This is a genomic window from Azospirillum sp. Sh1, from assembly GCF_008365135.1.
In the GTDB taxonomy this organism is placed as follows: Bacteria; Pseudomonadota; Alphaproteobacteria; order Azospirillales; family Azospirillaceae; genus Azospirillum; species Azospirillum oryzae.
The window spans coordinates 1-15,504 of the sequence record NZ_VTTK01000021.1 but is presented as its reverse complement, the minus strand read 5'-3'; the positions used below and the strand labels follow the sequence as shown (position 1 = coordinate 15,504).

General features: G+C 69.8%; 12 protein-coding genes. 6 read left to right on the top strand and 6 right to left on the bottom strand.

Annotation, left to right across the window (positions count from 1 at the left end):
• Positions 1–65 precede the first annotated feature (65 nt).
• On the top strand, positions 66–722 hold the full coding sequence (locus FZ029_RS20050) for a DsbA family protein (RefSeq protein ID WP_149271324.1): 657 nt from the start codon (positions 66–68) through the stop codon (positions 720–722).
• Positions 723–907: 185 nt separating this feature from the next.
• Positions 908–4,369 carry a chromosome segregation protein SMC gene (gene smc / locus FZ029_RS20045; protein WP_149271322.1) on the top strand — a complete coding sequence of 1,154 codons (3,462 nt, stop codon included), beginning with the start codon at positions 908–910 and terminating at the stop codon, positions 4,367–4,369.
• 52 nt (positions 4,370–4,421) lie between these two features.
• Here the strand turns inward: smc and FZ029_RS20040 are convergent, their stop codons facing one another.
• The 5 genes from FZ029_RS20040 to FZ029_RS20020 form a co-directional block, all read right to left on the bottom strand.
• The gene (locus FZ029_RS20040) at positions 4,422–4,889 is read right to left on the bottom strand and encodes a preQ0 transporter (RefSeq protein WP_149271321.1); all 468 of its coding nucleotides are present in this window, start codon (positions 4,887–4,889) and stop codon (positions 4,422–4,424) included.
• Between the two features lie 159 nt (positions 4,890–5,048).
• Positions 5,049–6,650 carry a citramalate synthase gene (gene cimA, locus FZ029_RS20035; protein ID WP_149271319.1) on the bottom strand — a complete coding sequence of 534 codons (1,602 nt, stop codon included), beginning with the start codon at positions 6,648–6,650 and terminating at the stop codon, positions 5,049–5,051.
• 180 nt (positions 6,651–6,830) lie between these two features.
• A complete protein-coding gene (locus tag FZ029_RS20030) occupies positions 6,831–8,501 on the bottom strand; it encodes a methyl-accepting chemotaxis protein (protein ID WP_211104179.1) in 1,671 nt (556 codons plus the stop codon).
• Positions 8,502–8,641: 140 nt separating this feature from the next.
• Complete coding sequence (locus FZ029_RS20025) at positions 8,642–9,529, bottom strand: NAD(P)-dependent oxidoreductase (protein WP_149271315.1); 888 nt, start codon at positions 9,527–9,529, stop codon at positions 8,642–8,644.
• 31 nt (positions 9,530–9,560) lie between these two features.
• Positions 9,561–9,986 carry a tellurite resistance TerB family protein gene (locus tag FZ029_RS20020; RefSeq protein WP_149199120.1) on the bottom strand — a complete coding sequence of 142 codons (426 nt, stop codon included), beginning with the start codon at positions 9,984–9,986 and terminating at the stop codon, positions 9,561–9,563.
• A gap of 174 nt (positions 9,987–10,160) precedes the next feature.
• Here FZ029_RS20020 and FZ029_RS20015 point away from each other — a divergent pair, with 174 nt between their 5' ends.
• From FZ029_RS20015 to FZ029_RS20005, 3 genes are all read left to right on the top strand, one after another.
• Positions 10,161–11,108: an AEC family transporter gene (locus FZ029_RS20015; protein WP_149271313.1), complete on the top strand. Its 948-nt coding sequence runs from the start codon at positions 10,161–10,163 to the stop codon at positions 11,106–11,108.
• Positions 11,109–11,179: 71 nt separating this feature from the next.
• Positions 11,180–11,437, top strand: a complete 258-nt coding sequence (locus FZ029_RS20010) for a type II toxin-antitoxin system RelE/ParE family toxin (protein ID WP_149271311.1) — start codon at positions 11,180–11,182, stop codon at positions 11,435–11,437.
• The gene (locus tag FZ029_RS20005; protein WP_149271309.1) at positions 11,430–11,756 is read left to right on the top strand and encodes a helix-turn-helix transcriptional regulator; all 327 of its coding nucleotides are present in this window, start codon (positions 11,430–11,432) and stop codon (positions 11,754–11,756) included. Before FZ029_RS20010 ends, FZ029_RS20005 begins: the two co-directional genes overlap by 8 nt.
• Before the next feature lie 4 nt (positions 11,757–11,760).
• Here the strand turns inward: FZ029_RS20005 and FZ029_RS20000 are convergent, their stop codons facing one another.
• A complete protein-coding gene (locus tag FZ029_RS20000; protein WP_149271307.1) occupies positions 11,761–14,526 on the bottom strand; it encodes an ATP-dependent DNA helicase in 2,766 nt (921 codons plus the stop codon).
• 111 nt (positions 14,527–14,637) lie between these two features.
• Here FZ029_RS20000 and mtgA point away from each other — a divergent pair, with 111 nt between their 5' ends.
• Positions 14,638–15,312, top strand: a complete 675-nt coding sequence (gene mtgA / locus FZ029_RS19995; RefSeq protein WP_149271305.1) for a monofunctional biosynthetic peptidoglycan transglycosylase — start codon at positions 14,638–14,640, stop codon at positions 15,310–15,312.
• Positions 15,313–15,504 lie beyond the last annotated feature (192 nt).

Sequence of the window (15,504 nt, the reverse complement as noted above, 5' to 3'; positions counted from 1 at the left end):
CGGCCTGCTGGACGCGCCGGTGCCTCATTGTCTATACGTCAACATCTGGTAGGAACGAGGGCAAAGTGAACCGCAAAATTTTGGGACGCAGGTACTTCGGGCTGGCCGGCCTTCTGGCCATCGGCTTTACCGCCGCCTTCGGCTCCGCCGTGACGGCTCCGTCGGCCGCCCAGGCCGCCACCCTGCCGCCGGTGTCGGAGCTGATGGCCGACCGCGTCATGGGCGACCCCAAGGCGCCGGTGACGATCCTCGACTATTCGTCGATGACCTGCCCGCACTGCGCCCATTTCCACACCGACATCCTGCCGAAGATCAAGGAAGCCTACATCGACACCGGCAAGGTCAAACTGATCTTCCGCGACTTCCCCTTCGATCAGGCGGCGCTGAGCGCCAGCATGCTGGCCCATTGCGCCCCAGCCGAGCGCTACTATCCGCTGACCGACGTGCTGTTCAAGAGCCAGTCGACCTGGAGCCGCGCCGCCGACCCGGCCAAGGCGCTGGCCCAGTACGGCAAGCTGGCCGGCATGAGCCAGGAGACCATCGACGCCTGCCTCGCCAACAAGGAGCTGGCGGACGCCATCCTGAACAGCCGCCTGACCGGCCAGAACCAGTACAAGGTCGAAGCCACCCCGACCTTCATCCTCAACGACGGCAAGGCCCGCATCGAAGGCGCCCAGTCGTTCGAGGAGTTCTCCAAGGCGATCGACAAGCTGTTGAAGTAAGCGTCGGCAGCATTCAAAGCCATATTGCCCCCTCCCTAACCCTCCCCCGCTCTCGCGGGAGAGGGAACTCCGCCGCTCTTGCACTCAACTCCCTCTCCCGCGAAGCGGGGGAGGGGCGGGGAGGGGGCAGCAGATTCCCAGTGCGCACGCTATCCTAAGCCCAGTACACCAAAGGTTCTTCCCCAGTGCAGTTCACGCGTCTCCGCCTGTCGGGTTTCAAGTCTTTCGTCGATGCCACGGATCTGGTCATCGAACCCGGCATGACCGGCATCGTCGGTCCCAACGGCTGCGGCAAGTCCAATCTGGTCGAGGCGCTGCGCTGGGTGATGGGCGAGACGTCGGCCAAGCGCATGCGCGGCGACGACATGGACGACGTCATCTTCGGCGGCACCTCCAGCCGGCCGGCCCGCAATCTGGGCGAGGTGACGCTGGCGGTCGACAACCGGTCGCGCACCGCGCCGGCCGGCTTCAACGAGCATGACGAGCTGGAGATCACCCGCCGGATCGAGCGCGGCTCCGGATCCGATTACCGCATCAACGGCAAGCTGGTGCGGGCGCGCGACGTCCAGCTGCTGTTCGCCGACAATGCCTCGGGCGCCAGTTCCCCGGCGTTGGTCAGCCAGGGCAAGGTGGCGCAGATCATCTCAGCCAAGCCGCAGGACCGCCGCGCCCTGCTGGAGGAGGCCGCCGGCATCACCGGCCTGCATTCCCGCCGGCACGAGGCCGAATTGCGGCTGAAGGCGGCGGAGACCAACCTGACCCGCCTCGACGACGTGATCGGGGCGATGGACACCCAGCTGCAAAGCCTGAAGAAGCAGGCGCGGCAGGCCGCCCGCTACCGCAACCTGTCCGACCAGATCCGCAAGGCGGAGGCCGTGCTGTGGCACCTGCGCTGGCTCGCCGCGCAGGAGGAACGCGCCCGCGCGCACGCCGCCTTCGCCACCGCCGAGGCCGAAGTTCGCGACCGCATGCTGGCCGTCAACCAGCTGACCGCCCGCCGGACGGAGGCCGCAGCCGGCCTGCCCGACAAGCGCCAGGACGAGGCGCGTGCGGCCGCCGCCCTGCAACGGCTGGTGATCGCCCGCGAACAACTCGACGCCGAGGAAAAGCGCGTCGCCGACCAGCAGCGCACGCTGGAGGCCCGGCTGCGCCAGATCGCCGGCGACCTCGGCCGCGAGGAGGCGCTGGCCGCCGACGCCGGCGAGGCGCTGGCCCGGCTGGTGGCCGAACGCGACCGCCTGATCGCGGCGCAGGCCGACGAGGAGATGCTGGAGGAAGCCGCCGCCGACGCTTTGGCCGAGGCGCGCGAGCAGGTCGATGCGCTCGACCGCGAACTGACCCGCCTGACCGAAGCGGTCGCCACCGACGAGGCCCGCCGCGCCGCCACCCAGCGTCAGGCCGCAGAGCTGGAAAGCCGCGCCGCCGGGCTCGCCAAGCGGCTGGTCGAGCAGCAGGCCCAGCGCGCCGCCCTGGAGGCGGAGATCGCCGCCCGCGCCGACCTGTCGGAGGCCGAGCTGGCGGTCGAACTGGCCGAACAGCGGCTGGAACAGGCCCGCGACGCCGCCGAGGCCGCCGAACAGGCGAAGGCGGAGGCCGAGCCGGCGCAGTCCCGCGCCCGCGAGGCGCTGTCCGCCGCCGATAGCGCCCGCGCCAAGCTGCGCGCCGAGGAACGGGCGTTGGCCGAACTGCTGGAGGCCGGGGCGGGTGGACAGTTCCCGCCGCTGGTCGATGCGGTGACGGTGTCGCCCGGCTACGAGGGGGCGCTCGCCGCCGCGCTCGGCGATGCGCTGACCGCTCCGCTCGACATGGCGGCACCGGTGCATTGGCGCATGCTGCCCGCCTATGACGCCGTGGCGCCGCTGCCGGCCGGTGCGGAGCCGCTGTCGAACCATGTGCAGGGACCGCCGGCCGCCGCCCGCGCGCTCGCCCATATCGGGGTGGTCGCCGATGCCGGGACGGGGGTGGCGCTGGCCGCGACCCTGGCGCCGGGGCAGGTGCTGGTCAGTCGCGACGGTGGAGCGTGGCGTTGGGACGGGTTGACCGTACAGGCCGGCGCCCCGACCGCCGCCGCCATCCGCTTGAAGCAGCGCAACCGGCTGGCCGAACTGCGTGGCGAACTGGAGCTTGCCGAGGAACAGGTCGAACTGGCGCGTGAAGCGCTCGACGCCGCCAAGCTGGCGGTGGAGGCGGCGGCCCAGGCCGACCGCCGCGCCCGCGACGCCGTGCGGGATGGATTCGCCGCGCTGAACGCCGCCCGTGACCGCCACGCCAAGCTGGCGCGCGAGGCCGACGCCGCATCGTCCCGCCTCGCCGCCCTGGTGGAGGCGGTGGAGCGGCTCGCCGCCGACGAACGCGAGGCCGCCGCCCGCCGGGACGAGGCGCTGGAGCTGCTGGAGTCGCTGCCCGACCCGCGCGAAGGGCGGGAGCGGGTGAACGACCAGCGCGCCGCACTGGCCGAACGCCGCGCCGTTCTGGCCGAGCGGCAGAACGGGTTGGACCGCCTGACCCGCGAGGCGCAGGCGCGACGCCAGCGTCTGGCCGCCATCCAGTCGGAAACCGCCTCCTGGGACACCCGCTCGGCTGGGGCCGGCGGACGTGTGGCGGAGTTGCGCCAGCGCGCTGAAGAGGCGGAGGGCGAGATCGCCGCGCTGTCCGGCCGCCCGGCCGGGATCGCGGCGGAACGCCAGGAGCTTCTCGATCGCATCGCCATGGCCGAGCGCGACCGCAAGCGCGCCGCCGACGCGCTGGCGGAGGCCGAGGCCCGGCTGGCCGGGACCGAGCAGGCCCTGCACGATGCGGAAGCGGCGCTGGCCGATGGCCGCGAGGCCCGTGCCCGTGCGGAGGCCGCGGTTTCGGCCGCCCAGCAGCAGGAACGCACCCTGACGGAGCGCATCGCCGAACGGCTGGACTGCCGGCCGGAGGACACCCGCGCCGCCGCCGACCTCGACCCCGCCGAACCGATGCCCGACGCGACGGCGGTGGAATCGCGGCTCGACAAACTGACCCGCGAGCGCGAGAACATGGGGCCGGTCAATCTGCGCGCCGAGATCGAGGCGGAGGAACTGGAAGCCCAGATCACCGGCCTGCATGGTGAGCGCGAGGATTTGACCGCCGCCATCGCCCGCCTGCGCCAGGGCATCTCCAGCCTGAACCGCGAGGCGCGCGAGCGTCTGGTCGCCAGCTTCGACGTGGTGAACCGCGACTTCCAGGAGCTGTTCACCCGCCTGTTCGGCGGCGGCAAGGCCTATCTGGAACTGGTCAACGCCGAGGATCCGCTGAACGCCGGCCTGGAGATCTACGCCAGCCCGCCGGGCAAGAAGCTGCAGGTTCTCTCATTGCTGTCGGGCGGCGAGCAGGCGCTGACCGCGCTGTCGCTGCTGTTCGCCGTCTTCCGGTCGAACCCGGCGCCGATCTGCGTGCTGGACGAGGTCGACGCCCCGCTGGACGAGGCGAATGTCGGCCGCTTCTGCGATCTGGTGGAGGATATCGCGCGCCAGGGCGACACCCGCTTCCTCATCATCACCCACCACCGCCTGACCATGGCGCGGGTGGACCGCCTGTTCGGCGTGACGATGGTGGAGCGCGGGGTGTCGCAGCTGGTCAGCGTCGATCTCAGCCGCGCCGAGGAATTGCGCGGGGTGGCGTAAGACTCCTCGCCCCCTCCCGCCATGGAACGCGGTAGGGGGCGAGGGGGGCTGGTTACGCCGCGACCGGCATCCGGCCGTCGCGCGTGCGCATCAGCAGCCAGACCACCGAAACGCCCAGAAGCTTGGACGCGAAGCTGGCGGCCCAGACGGTGGGGTCCCAGACATCCAGCATGCCGAAGAAGATGGCGGTGTCGACCGGCACCGACAGGGCGGCGCTGATCCACAGCCGGTCGCGCAACGGGCGGCGGGTGATGGTGAAGACCGCCCAGTCGATGATCTCCGACACGGCGAAGGCGACGACGCTGGCGGTGGCGACGAAAGGATCGGTCAGCAGATAGGACAGCACGGTGCCGCCCAGCATGGCGGCGAGCGCCCAATGGCCGAAGCGCACCTGCACCATGTCGCGCAGGATGAAGATCAGGCCGGCCCAGCAGGACCAGACCAGATCCAGGTGCGGAAACAGGCTGAAGGCGTAGTTGATGGCAAGAATGCTGCCGATATAGGCGGCGAGCCAGAGCATGGCGATGTTCCTCCGAGAGCGGACCCGCGGCAATACGGGCGCTGATGACCGGAGCCGGCCCCGCGTGAATGCGAGCGCCCCGAAACCGCTTTAGCTAACAGAACATCGCCATGGTGGGAAGGTGCCGCGTGATCCCCTCTCCCCCCCGGGGAGAGGGGATCACACCGGCGTCGCGTCGCTCTTCATCAGGGCGTAGGTGTAGCTGTCCACCAGCGCCTCCATCGAGGCCTCGATGATGTTGGTGGACACGCCCAGCGTCGACCATTCCGTGCCGTCGGTGCGGGCGCTGCGGATCAGCACGCGCGGCATGGCGCCGGTGCCGTCCTTGGCCGCCAGGATGCGGACGCGGTAGTCGGACAGGCTGACCTTGGCCAGTGCCGGATAGACCGGTTCCAGAGCCTTGCGCATGGCGACGTCCAGCGCATGCACCGGGCCGTTGCCGTCCGCCACCTCCAGCCGTACGGCGTCGCCGACGCGCACGCGCACAACCGCTTCCGACTCCACCACCAGTTTGCCGACGGCGTTGTAGCGGCGCTCGTCGGTGACGTGGAAGCGCAACAGTTCGAAGAAGTGCGGCACCTCGCCCAGCTCGCGCCGGACCAGCAGCTCGAAGCTGGCTTCCGCCGTGTCGTAGGCATAGCCGTCGCTGTCGCGCTGCTTCACCAGATCGAGCAGGCCGGCCAGCCGGTCGTCCTTGGAATCCACCGCCATGCCGATGTCGCGCAGCCGCACGATCAGGTTTGAGCGGCCGGCCTGGTCGGACATGACGATCTGGCGGCGGTTGCCGATGGCCTCCGGCGCCACATGCTCGTAGGAAGACGGGTCCTTCTCCACCGCCGAGACGTGCAGCCCGCCCTTGTGCGCGAAGGCGCTGGCGCCGACGTAAGCGGCGTGGCGGTTGGGGGCGCGGTTCAGCCGGTCGTCGAAGGCGCGGCTCAACTGGGTCAGGAGATGCAGATCCTCGCGCCGGATGCCGGTCTCGTAGCCCAGCTTGAGCATCAGCGTCGGGATCAGCGAGACGAGGTTGGCGTTGCCGCAGCGCTCGCCCAGACCGTTGATGGTGCCCTGGACCATGCGGGCGCCGGCCCGCACCGCCGCCAGCGAGTTGGCGACGGCGTTCTCGGTGTCGTTGTGGCAGTGGATGCCGAGATGGTCGCCGGGGATGCCGTACGTCTCCACCACCTCGCGGACGATGGCGTCGATTTCGTGCGGCAGGGTGCCGCCGTTGGTGTCGCACAGCACGATCCAGCGCGCCCCGGCGTCAAAGGCCGCCTTGATGCAGGAGACCGCATAGGCCGGGTTGCGCTTGTAGCCGTCGAAGAAATGCTCCGCGTCGAACAGCGCCTCGCCCTTGGCGGCGTGAAGCGCGGCGATGCTGTCGCGGATCAGGTCGAGATTTTCCTCGCGCGGGATGTTCAGCGCGACGTCGACATGGAAATCCCAGGTCTTGCCCACCATGCACACCGCCTTGGCGCGCGACTGCGCCAGCGCCGTCAGCTGCGGGTCGTTGGCGGCGCTGCGGCCGGGGCGGCGGGTCATGCCGAAAGCGGTGAAGGTGGCGCGGGTCAGCTCCGGCGCCTCGGCGAAGAACTGGTCGTCGGTCGGGTTGGCGCCCGGCCAGCCGCCTTCGATGTAATCGATGCCCAGCCGGTCGAGGTCCTTGGCAATCGCGATCTTGTCGGCGACCGAGAAATCCACATCCTGGGTCTGCGCCCCATCGCGCAGCGTGGTGTCGTAGAGATAGATGCGCTCGCCCGTCATCGCCGCCTGACCTGTAAAGACATGGGGATCGGCAGTGTTTTGCCGCCCTGTGGAAAGCCGGGAGAATGGACGATGCGACGTATATCCTCAACCGTTTTGACAAGAAACTTGCGGAAAGCGGAGCTTTGCCGCAACGGAAGGGAATAGGAAGGGGAACGGGAATGGAAATGGGGCGGCCGATCAGGCGCTGCGCACCTGCCCGATGAAGCGCTCCACCTCCGCCGACAGCCGGTCGGCGTCGGCCGACAGCGTCTGCGCCGCGCCCAGCACGTCATGGGCCGCGGTGCCGGTATCGTCGGCGGCCTGACGCACCACCACGATGTTGGAGGAAATCTCCTCCGTTCCCACGGCGGCCTGCTGGACGTTGCGGGCGATCTCGCGCGCGGCGGCGTCCTGCTGGTCGATGGCGGCGGCGACGGCGGCGGCGATGCGGTTGATGTCGTCGATGGTCCGGCCGATCTCGGCGATGGCGTCCACCGCTTCGCCGGTCACGCTCTGCATGGTGCCGATCTGGCTGGCGATCTCCTCGGTCGCCTTGGCGGTCTGGCTGGCGAGATTCTTCACCTCCCCGGCGACCACCGCGAAGCCCTTTCCGGCCTCTCCGGCCCGTGCCGCCTCGATGGTGGCGTTCAGCGCCAGCAGGTTGGTCTGGGCGGCGATGGCGTTGATCAGCTGCACGACATCGCCGATCGCCTTGGCGTGGTCGGCCAGTTGGCGGATGGTGGCGTCGGTGCTGCCGGCCCGTTCGGCGGCGCGGCGGGCGACATCCGCCGTCTCGCCGACCTGCCGGGTGATCTCGCCGATGGAGGCGGCCATCTCCTCGGCCGAGGCGGCGACGGTCTGCACGTTGGCGGAGGTCTGTTCGCTGGCGCCCGCGACCGCCGCGGCCTGCGACCGGCTCTGCTCCGCCAGGGACGACAGGGAGCGCGCGCTGGCGGTCAGCTGCCCGGCGGCACCGCCGACCTGGGTGACCACGCCCCGCACCGCCTGTTCGAACCGGTCGGCCAGTTCGGCCATCATCCGGCGGCGTTCGGCCTCCATGCCCTGCTTCAGCCGCTCCTGCTCGGCCTCGATCCGCTGCTTTTCGATGGCGTTGTCCTTGAACACGGCGACGGCGCGGGCCATCCGGCCGATCTCGTCGCCGCGGTCGGTGGCGGGGACCGTCACCGTCACGTCGCCGCCGGCCAGCCGGGCCATGGCCGCGGTCATCGCCGTCACCGGCGCGATCACCCGGTGGAGGACGATGGCGATCCCGGCCGCCAGCAGCAGTGCCGCCGCGCCGACCAGCAGCCAGGAATTGCGGCGCTCGCCCACGTAGGAGTTCTGGGAGTCGGCGAACTCGTTGCCGGCGACGCGGACCTGCAGGTCGATCAGGCCGCTGACATGCTCCGTCACCGGGTCGATGGTCGGGTAGAGGTCGCGGGCGACGAACGCGTCCAGCCCCGCCTTGTCGCGGTTGTCGAGGATGCGCAGCAGCGTGGCGACGACGGCGTCGGCCCGCTCCATCGCCGCCCGCGTTTCCGCCACCATCCGGGATTCCTCCGCCGTCAGCGACGTGGAAGTGTAGGCCTGCCAGCGCTCCCGCACCGTCGCCATGGCCTTGCGCACGGAGGCGGCGCCGTCGGTCCAGGGCATGGCCCCGCCGCGGACCTTGTGGGAACTGTCGACAACCATCACCGCATAGGCGTCGGAAACGATCTTCAGGTCGCGCAGCGGCACCACCCGGTCCTCATAGACCGACTTCATCCGCTCGTTGGCGGTTTCCAGCGTGGTGATGCCGGTGAACGCCTCGAAGCCCAGCATCAGGCCGAACGCCGCCAGAACCCCCACCAGAATCGTGCGCAACGACATTGCCATTCCCCCTCCCTCTGTCGCATAACTGCAACATTTTCAGCGGATATGCATCGGCAATATTGCTTTAGGCAATAGGGGACGTTGCCGCATACAACGATGGTAGGGTTCGGTGGCGCTCCTTTTGCCGGGCTGACCCTTCAGCGCGCGAACAGGCGATAGAGGGCGGAATGGTCCAGCCCGCCGTCGCCCTGGTCGACCAGCATCTCGAACAGCTCCAGCGACAGGCCGAGTGTCGGCAGGTCGATGCCGGACTGCTGAGCCAGCTCCTCCGCCTGCCGCAGGTCCTTGACCTGGGTGGTGACGCGGCCGCCGGGGGTGAAGTCGCCGCTGACCATGCGGCCGCCATGCAGGTCGAGGATGCGGGATTCGGCGAAGCCGCCGCGGATGGCGTCGCGCACCTTGGCCGGATCGGCGCCGGCCGCCTTGGCGAGCGCCAGCGCCTCCGCCACCGCGCCGATGGTCAGGGCGACGATGACCTGATTGGCGGACTTGGCGATCTGGCCGGCGCCGCTGGCCCCGACATGGGTGATGCGGCGGCCCATCGCCTGCAGCACCGGCAGGGCGCGGGCGAAGGCGGCCTCCGACCCGCCGGCCATGATGGTCAGGATCGCCCCCTCCGCCGCCACCGTGCCGCCGGAGACGGGTGCGTCGAGCCACTCCGCCCCGGCGGCTGCGACACGTTCCGCCAGCGCGCGGGTGGCGGCGACGGCGGTGGTGCCCATGTCGATCACCAGATGGCCGGGGCGCAGGACCGGCAGCAGCGCCTCGGCCACCGTTTGCACGGCTGCGGTGTCGGTCAGCATCAGGATGATGGTCCCGGCCTGCCCGGCGACGGCGGCGGGGCCGGTGGCCGCGATCATGCCTTCCGCCGCCATCTCGGCGACCGGGCCGGGGCTGCGGCTGGTCACCACCAGCTCCGCGCCGGCACGGGCGAGCGCACGGGCCATCGGCTTGCCCATCAGGCCGAGCCCGATGAAGCCGACGCGCTGGCCGGCGAGGTCGGGGCGGAGGGTCTCTTCGGTCATGTCGGAGCTTTCGGAAAAGATTGGAAGACGGTCACAGGCGCATGTGGCGGGCGCGGGCGCCGCGTTCGATGGCGGCGGCGCACAGCCGGTCGACCCCCAGCCGGTGGCGGATCAGTTCCAGCATCCGCAACTCCTCCTGCGAGGCCTTGGGATCGGCGGCGGCGATGTCACAGGCCACCGCATAGGCAGTCTCGCGCAGCTTCGAAGGCAGCGCCTGCTCGACGATGGTCAGCACCGTGTCCAGCCCGTCGTTGTCGGACAGCATGGCGGTACATTCGCGCGTCGCGGCCATCACCTGATCGCCGCTGTAATCCTTGAAGATCGGCAGGTAGCGCACATTCTCGCCGATGGCTTCCAGTTCAGGGTCGGTCATGTCGCCGTCGCAGGCGGACACCAGGACCATGACGTAGATGAGCGCGCTGTGGTGGTCGATCATGGCGTCGGTCGGCTTTCTCATGAGGCGGTCTCCCCTGGGGAGTGGTCGCAAGTCGGGTCGGCAATCTCGAACGCCGCCTGCGCGGCGTCAAGCTTTGGCGTCTGACGCCGCGCAGGCGGCGTCAAGGGTGCCATGCTTGGCGCGGAGAGGTCGGCCGCTCGACGCGACGGTTGGGTCTGCCTATTGTCGCGCACCATGAACGTCGTCCTCAATGTCGCATTTCCCGTATTCGCCATCATTCTGGCCGGATTCCTGTCCGGGAAGTCGAAGCTGCTCGGCGCCGCCTCGTCCGAAGCGCTGAACAAGTTCGTCTATTGGATGGCGCTGCCGCCGGTGCTGTTCCTGGGCACGGCGCGGCGGTCGATCCCGGAAATCTTCAACGGTCCCTTCATCGGTGCCTTCCTGGGGTCGATGCTGCTGGTCTATGCGCTGGGTGCGATCATCGGCCGGCTGCTGTACCGGGAACGCACGCAGATCCAGTGCATGCAGGGGCTGAACGCCGCCTTCTCCAACACCGGATACATGGGCATCCCGCTGTTCCTGGCCGCCTTCGGCCCGGACCATCTCGCCCCCACCATCCTGGCGACCGTCATCATGAGCGCCATCATGGTCGGCATCGCCGTGATCTGGATGGAGTTCGCCAACAGCCATGGCGGCGGGCTGGGCAAGGCCCTGCGCGACGTCGGCCGGGCGCTGGCGAAGAACCCGCTGATCCTGTCCACCGCCGCCGGCCTCGCCTGGTCGGCGCTGCTGCCCGGCGTGGCGGTGCCCAAGCCGATCGCCACCTTCTGCGAACTGATGGGCTCCCCCGCCGGCCCCTGCGCGCTATTCGCCATCGGCCTGTTCCTGGCCTCGCAGCGGCTGACAGCCGGGCTGGCGGAGGCGGGGTGGATCAGCGCGCTGAAGCTGCTGGTCCACCCGGCGCTGGCCTGGGTGCTGACGCAGACGCTGTTTCCGATGGACCCCTTCTGGACCGGCAGCGCGGTGATCCTGGCCGCACTGCCGACCGGCGCGCTCACCTTCGTGGTGGCGAGCCAGTACCAGACCTATGTGGAACGCACCTCGTCGGCGATCCTGGTGTCCACAGTGCTGAGCGTGGTGACGCTGTCGGCGCTGCTGGCGGTGTATGGACCTGGGGGGTGATGGCTCCCATATGTCTTGACAAAAGCGTTCTCTACAAGAGAACATCGCCTTGACGTAATTGGGCATGGCCGATGCAGGTACAAATTCTACCCAAGGCGGCAAAAGACCTTAAAGGGCTCAGCCCGCCTGATCGCGGGCGTGTCATACAAAAAATCCAGCAATATGCCGCTGAGCCGGAATCGCAGGCGAACAACACCAAACACTTGCAAGGTTCCGATCTGCTAAGGCTGCGTGTCGGTGACTATCGGGTGCTGTTTACTGTTCAAAATGGCGTTGTGACGGTCATGCTCGTGCATCGGGTCCGGCATCGGAGTGAGGCTTATGACTGAAACCGTGACTATCTCCCAAGACGAGTACAGTGCACTTCATGCCCGCATTGAAGATTTGGAAGACATTTTGGCAGCCATGAACGCTCGCAGCGGCCAGCCCATGCCGCTGGAGTGGGCGAACCGGATCATCGAGGGAGACAATCCTGTTCGCGTCTGGCGGGAGTATCGTGGGCTGTCCTTGCGGGCGTTGGCTGTGAAGGCGGGCATGTCGCCCGGCTATGTCTCGGAAATCGAGGGCGGCAAGAAGCCCGGTTCCGTCGACGCCTACAAGGTTTTGGCTGAAGCGCTCGACACGTCGGTCGATTGGCTGGTGATGTAGCGCCTCACCACCCCCGCAGGAACTCCGCCGTCTCCTCCACCGCCTGCTTCAGCCCGACGCGCCGCATCTCCACCCCCTCCGGGAAGGCGCCGGCCAGACGGCTCGGCATCATCGGGTCGAGCAGGACGAACACGCCGGTGTCGTCGGCGCGGCGGACCAGGCGGCCGAAGGCCTGTTTCAGGCGCAGCCGCGTGATCATGTCTTCGTAGCGGCGGCGGCCGAAGGCCTCGCGCCGGGCGCGGTGCAGGATGTCCGGACGCGGCCAGGGCACGCGGTCGAAGACGATCAGGCGAAGCGAGCGCCCAGGGACGTCCACCCCGTCGCGCACCGCGTCGGTGCCGAGCAGGCAGGCGTGCTCCTCGTTGCGAAAGATGTCGATCAGGGTGGACACGTCGAGCGGATCGACATGCTGGGCATAAAGCGGGATTCCGACCTGATCCAGCGGCTCGGCGATGCGGTCGCGCACCGCCCGCAGGCGGCTGATCGCGGTGAACAGGCCGAGCCCGCCGCCACCCGCCGCCAGGAACAGCGACTTGTAGGCCGCCGAGACCTGTCCCAGATCGTCCTTGCGCACATCGTTGACCACGAAGACGCGGGTGCGGTTCGGGTAGTCGAAGGGGGAGGGGACTTGCGCCCGGATCGCCGGGGCCGGCAGGTGGGTGGCGCCGCAGCGGTCTTCCGCCGCGCGCCAGTCCTGGCCGACGTCGCCGGTGCCGTCGGTCAGCGTGGCGCTGGTCACCACCAGCCCATGGGCGGGACCGGCCAGTGCCTCGGCGAAAGGAACCGTCGGGTCGACCCAGTGGCGGTACAGCCCGACATCGACGTCGCGGCCGTCGATCCGCTCCACCGCGAACCAGTCGACGAAGTGCGACGGTGTCTCGGTCGGCAGGGTGCGCAGCATGGCGCGCCACGCCTCCACCGTCAGGGTGCCGCGGCGGTGAAGGCTGCGCGACAGGGCGTCGATGCGGCGGCGCTGGTCGGAGTCGAGTTCGGCGCTCTCGTCCTCCAGCCGTTGCGCCAGCCGCCGGGCCAGCGCCTCCACCGGTTCGGACAGGCGGACCAGCGCCTGCTCCAACTCCGCAGCGGCCTCCAGCAGCCCGTCCACCGGATAGGCCTTGTCGGCCTCCAGGCTGTAGGGGCCGCCCTGGCCGGCGGTGCGGGCATAGACCTGCTGGCGCGCCAGCAGCAGGAAACGCTCGGTCGGCCCCTGCGGGTTGTCGGCGGCCAGACGCGCCGACCAGCCCTCGGCGGGCAGGACGCGGGCGCCCATCAGGATGTCGTCGAGGTGGCGCAGGGCCTCCTCGTCGCCGGCGACGATGTCCTCCAACCGGCGCTTCAGCCCGCGGGCGCGGCTGCGCCCGGTCTCCTCGGCGCCGAGCAGCCAGCGCCGCAGTTCCTGCGTCTCGCGGCAGGTCAGGTGGCCGGCGAAGGCGCTGTCGGCGGCGTCGAAGACATGGTGCCCCTCGTCGAAGACATAGCGGCTGGGCAGCGTCGGTTCCTCGCCGCCGCCGAGCGCCGCCTGCACCATCACCAGCGCGTGGTTGGCGATGACGATGTCGGCGCGGCGCGCCCTGCGAATGCTCTTCTCGACGTAGCAGCGGGCGTAATGGTCGCAGGCGGAATAGATGCATTCGCCGCGGCGGTCGGCCAGCCCCATGGTCGGGCCGCGCCCGGCGATGTCGACCAGCCAGCCGGGGAAGTCGCCGCCGGTCATGTCGCCGTCGCGCGTCGCCGCCGCCCAGCGCGCCATCAGCCCGACGCCGATGGCGTTGTGCGGCTGGAAGGGCATGGCGCGCACCGCCTCTTCCAGGTTCAGCAGGCACAGGTAGTTCTCGCGCCCCTTGCGCAGCACCACCTTGCGCGCCTTGGTCGCCGGATCGGCATAGAGCCGGTCGAGTTCGCCGTCGATCTGGTGCTGGAGGTTGCGGGTGTAGGTGGAAATCCACACCGTCCCGCCGTTCTTCTCCGCCCACACCGTGGCCGGCGCCAGATAGCCCAGCGTCTTGCCGACGCCGGTCCCGGCCTCCGCCAACACGACGTTCGGGGTGTCGGGAAGCTGGCGCGGGGCGAAGGCCGCCGACACCGCGCTGGAGTAATCGGCCTGCTGCGGCCGCGGCTCCGCCACCTTGCCCAGCACATTGGCGGACAGCATGGCGGCGAGGCGGCGGCGCGCCTCCTCCGGATCGACCGGGTTCTGGGCGGGCGGCGGCGGGGGGGCTCCCTCCTCCCACTCCTTGATGCGGGTCCAGACGCGCAGGCCGGAGCGGGCGGCACCCTTCTCCGGCCCGTCGGGCTTGCCGAGCGCGGCCAGCACCGCCGGCGCCCAGGGCCAGCCGGCACGCCCCATCTCCCAGGCGAAGGCGACGGGGTCGGAGGACTCCTCGCGTCCGGCGGCGCCGAGATCGCCCAGCAGGCGGCGCACGGCGCGCTGCAGGGCCAGCGCCTCCGCCTCATGGCCGTCGGGGGTGGGCAGGTCGAGCGCCTCGGCGATGCCGCGCGGGGTGGGGACGCAGAAGCGGGCGGGGTGGACGAAGGCGAACAGTTCCAGCACGTCGAAGGCCGGGAAACCGTCGATCCCCAGCCGGCGGGCGAAGGCGCGGGCATGGCAGACCAGCGGCGGCTGGCGGCGCACCTTCGATGCGGCGGCGGCCAGCGACAGCTCCTCCACCTCGCCGTCGAGCGTCAGCGACACGACGCGGCGCGCGCCGGTCACCATGGCGGGCGCGTCGTCAAGGCTGTGGAGCGGGGTGGGGTCGGCGGTCAGGTCCATCGGCGGCACTATATGGCGGCGGCATGCCGCAAAGCGAGTGCCGGATGTTGACGGCCCGCCGCTTCACCCCCATTGAGGGAAGTCCGGGGAGCCAGGCGGAGACGGGACCTTATGCGGAAACTGCTGCGCTGGGCGCTGATCGGGGCGGCGGGGCTGACGGCCTTCACCATTCTATGGGCGGCGCTCTATCGGATCGTGCCGCCGCCGGCCACGCCGCTGATGCTGATCCGGGCACTGGGCGGGGCCGGCCTGTCGCACGACTGGGAACCGTTGGAGCGCATCTCGCCGGCCCTGGCCGAGGCGGTGATCGCGTCGGAGGACACCGGATTTTGCGGCCATGGCGGCTTCGACTGGGCGGCCATCGAGGACGCTTTCGAGGATAACGAAGAGGGCAAGCGTCTGCGCGGCGGCAGCACGATCAGCCAGCAGACCGCCAAGAACGCCTTCCTCTGGCCCGACCGCAGTTGGACCCGAAAGGGGGCGGAGGCGTGGTTCACCCTGCTGATCGAAAGCCTGTGGAGCAAGCGCCGCATTCTGGAGGTCTATCTGAACATCGTGGAGTGGGACGACGGCGTCTATGGCGCCGAAGCCGCCGCGCGGCATCATTTCCACAAATCCGCCGCGGCTCTGACCCGGCGCGAGGCGGCGCTGCTGGCCGTGGTGCTGCCCAACCCGCGCAACTGGTCGCCCACCCGGCCCGGTTCTTATGTCGCCCGCCGGGCGGGAGTGATCGAGCGGCGGATGGCGGTGGTGCGGCGGGACGGGCTGGGGGAGTGTGTTAGGTGAGGGAGGGTGTCGGCTGACGAATGCCCCCTCCCTAACCCTCCCCCGCCTTTGGCGGGAGAGGGAACTCCGCCGCTGCCGCACTTAACTCCCTCTCCCGCGTAGCGGGGGAGGGTTGGGGCATAGGCGCTAACATACCGGCTTCCTTATGAAGGGAGCCGGTATGTTTTCGGTCTGGCGTTTTCGTCGTCGGGG

Excerpts from the sequence above, each read along its gene's own strand:
- FZ029_RS20000 (WP_149271307.1), bottom strand. The coding sequence starts at position 14,526 with ATGGACCTGACCGCCGACCCCACCCCGCTCCACAGCCTTGACGACGCG.
- FZ029_RS20025 (WP_149271315.1), bottom strand. The coding sequence starts at position 9,529 with ATGACCGAAGAGACCCTCCGCCCCGACCTCGCCGGCCAGCGCGTCGGC.
- cimA (WP_149271319.1), bottom strand. The coding sequence starts at position 6,650 with ATGACGGGCGAGCGCATCTATCTCTACGACACCACGCTGCGCGATGGG.
- FZ029_RS20020 (WP_149199120.1), bottom strand. The coding sequence starts at position 9,986 with ATGAGAAAGCCGACCGACGCCATGATCGACCACCACAGCGCGCTCATC.
- FZ029_RS20010 (WP_149271311.1), top strand. The coding sequence starts at position 11,180 with ATGCAGGTACAAATTCTACCCAAGGCGGCAAAAGACCTTAAAGGGCTC.
- FZ029_RS20015 (WP_149271313.1), top strand. The coding sequence starts at position 10,161 with ATGAACGTCGTCCTCAATGTCGCATTTCCCGTATTCGCCATCATTCTG.
- mtgA (WP_149271305.1), top strand. The coding sequence starts at position 14,638 with ATGCGGAAACTGCTGCGCTGGGCGCTGATCGGGGCGGCGGGGCTGACG.
- FZ029_RS20005 (WP_149271309.1), top strand. The coding sequence starts at position 11,430 with ATGACTGAAACCGTGACTATCTCCCAAGACGAGTACAGTGCACTTCAT.
- FZ029_RS20030 (WP_211104179.1), bottom strand. The coding sequence starts at position 8,501 with ATGTCGTTGCGCACGATTCTGGTGGGGGTTCTGGCGGCGTTCGGCCTG.
- FZ029_RS20040 (WP_149271321.1), bottom strand. The coding sequence starts at position 4,889 with ATGCTCTGGCTCGCCGCCTATATCGGCAGCATTCTTGCCATCAACTAC.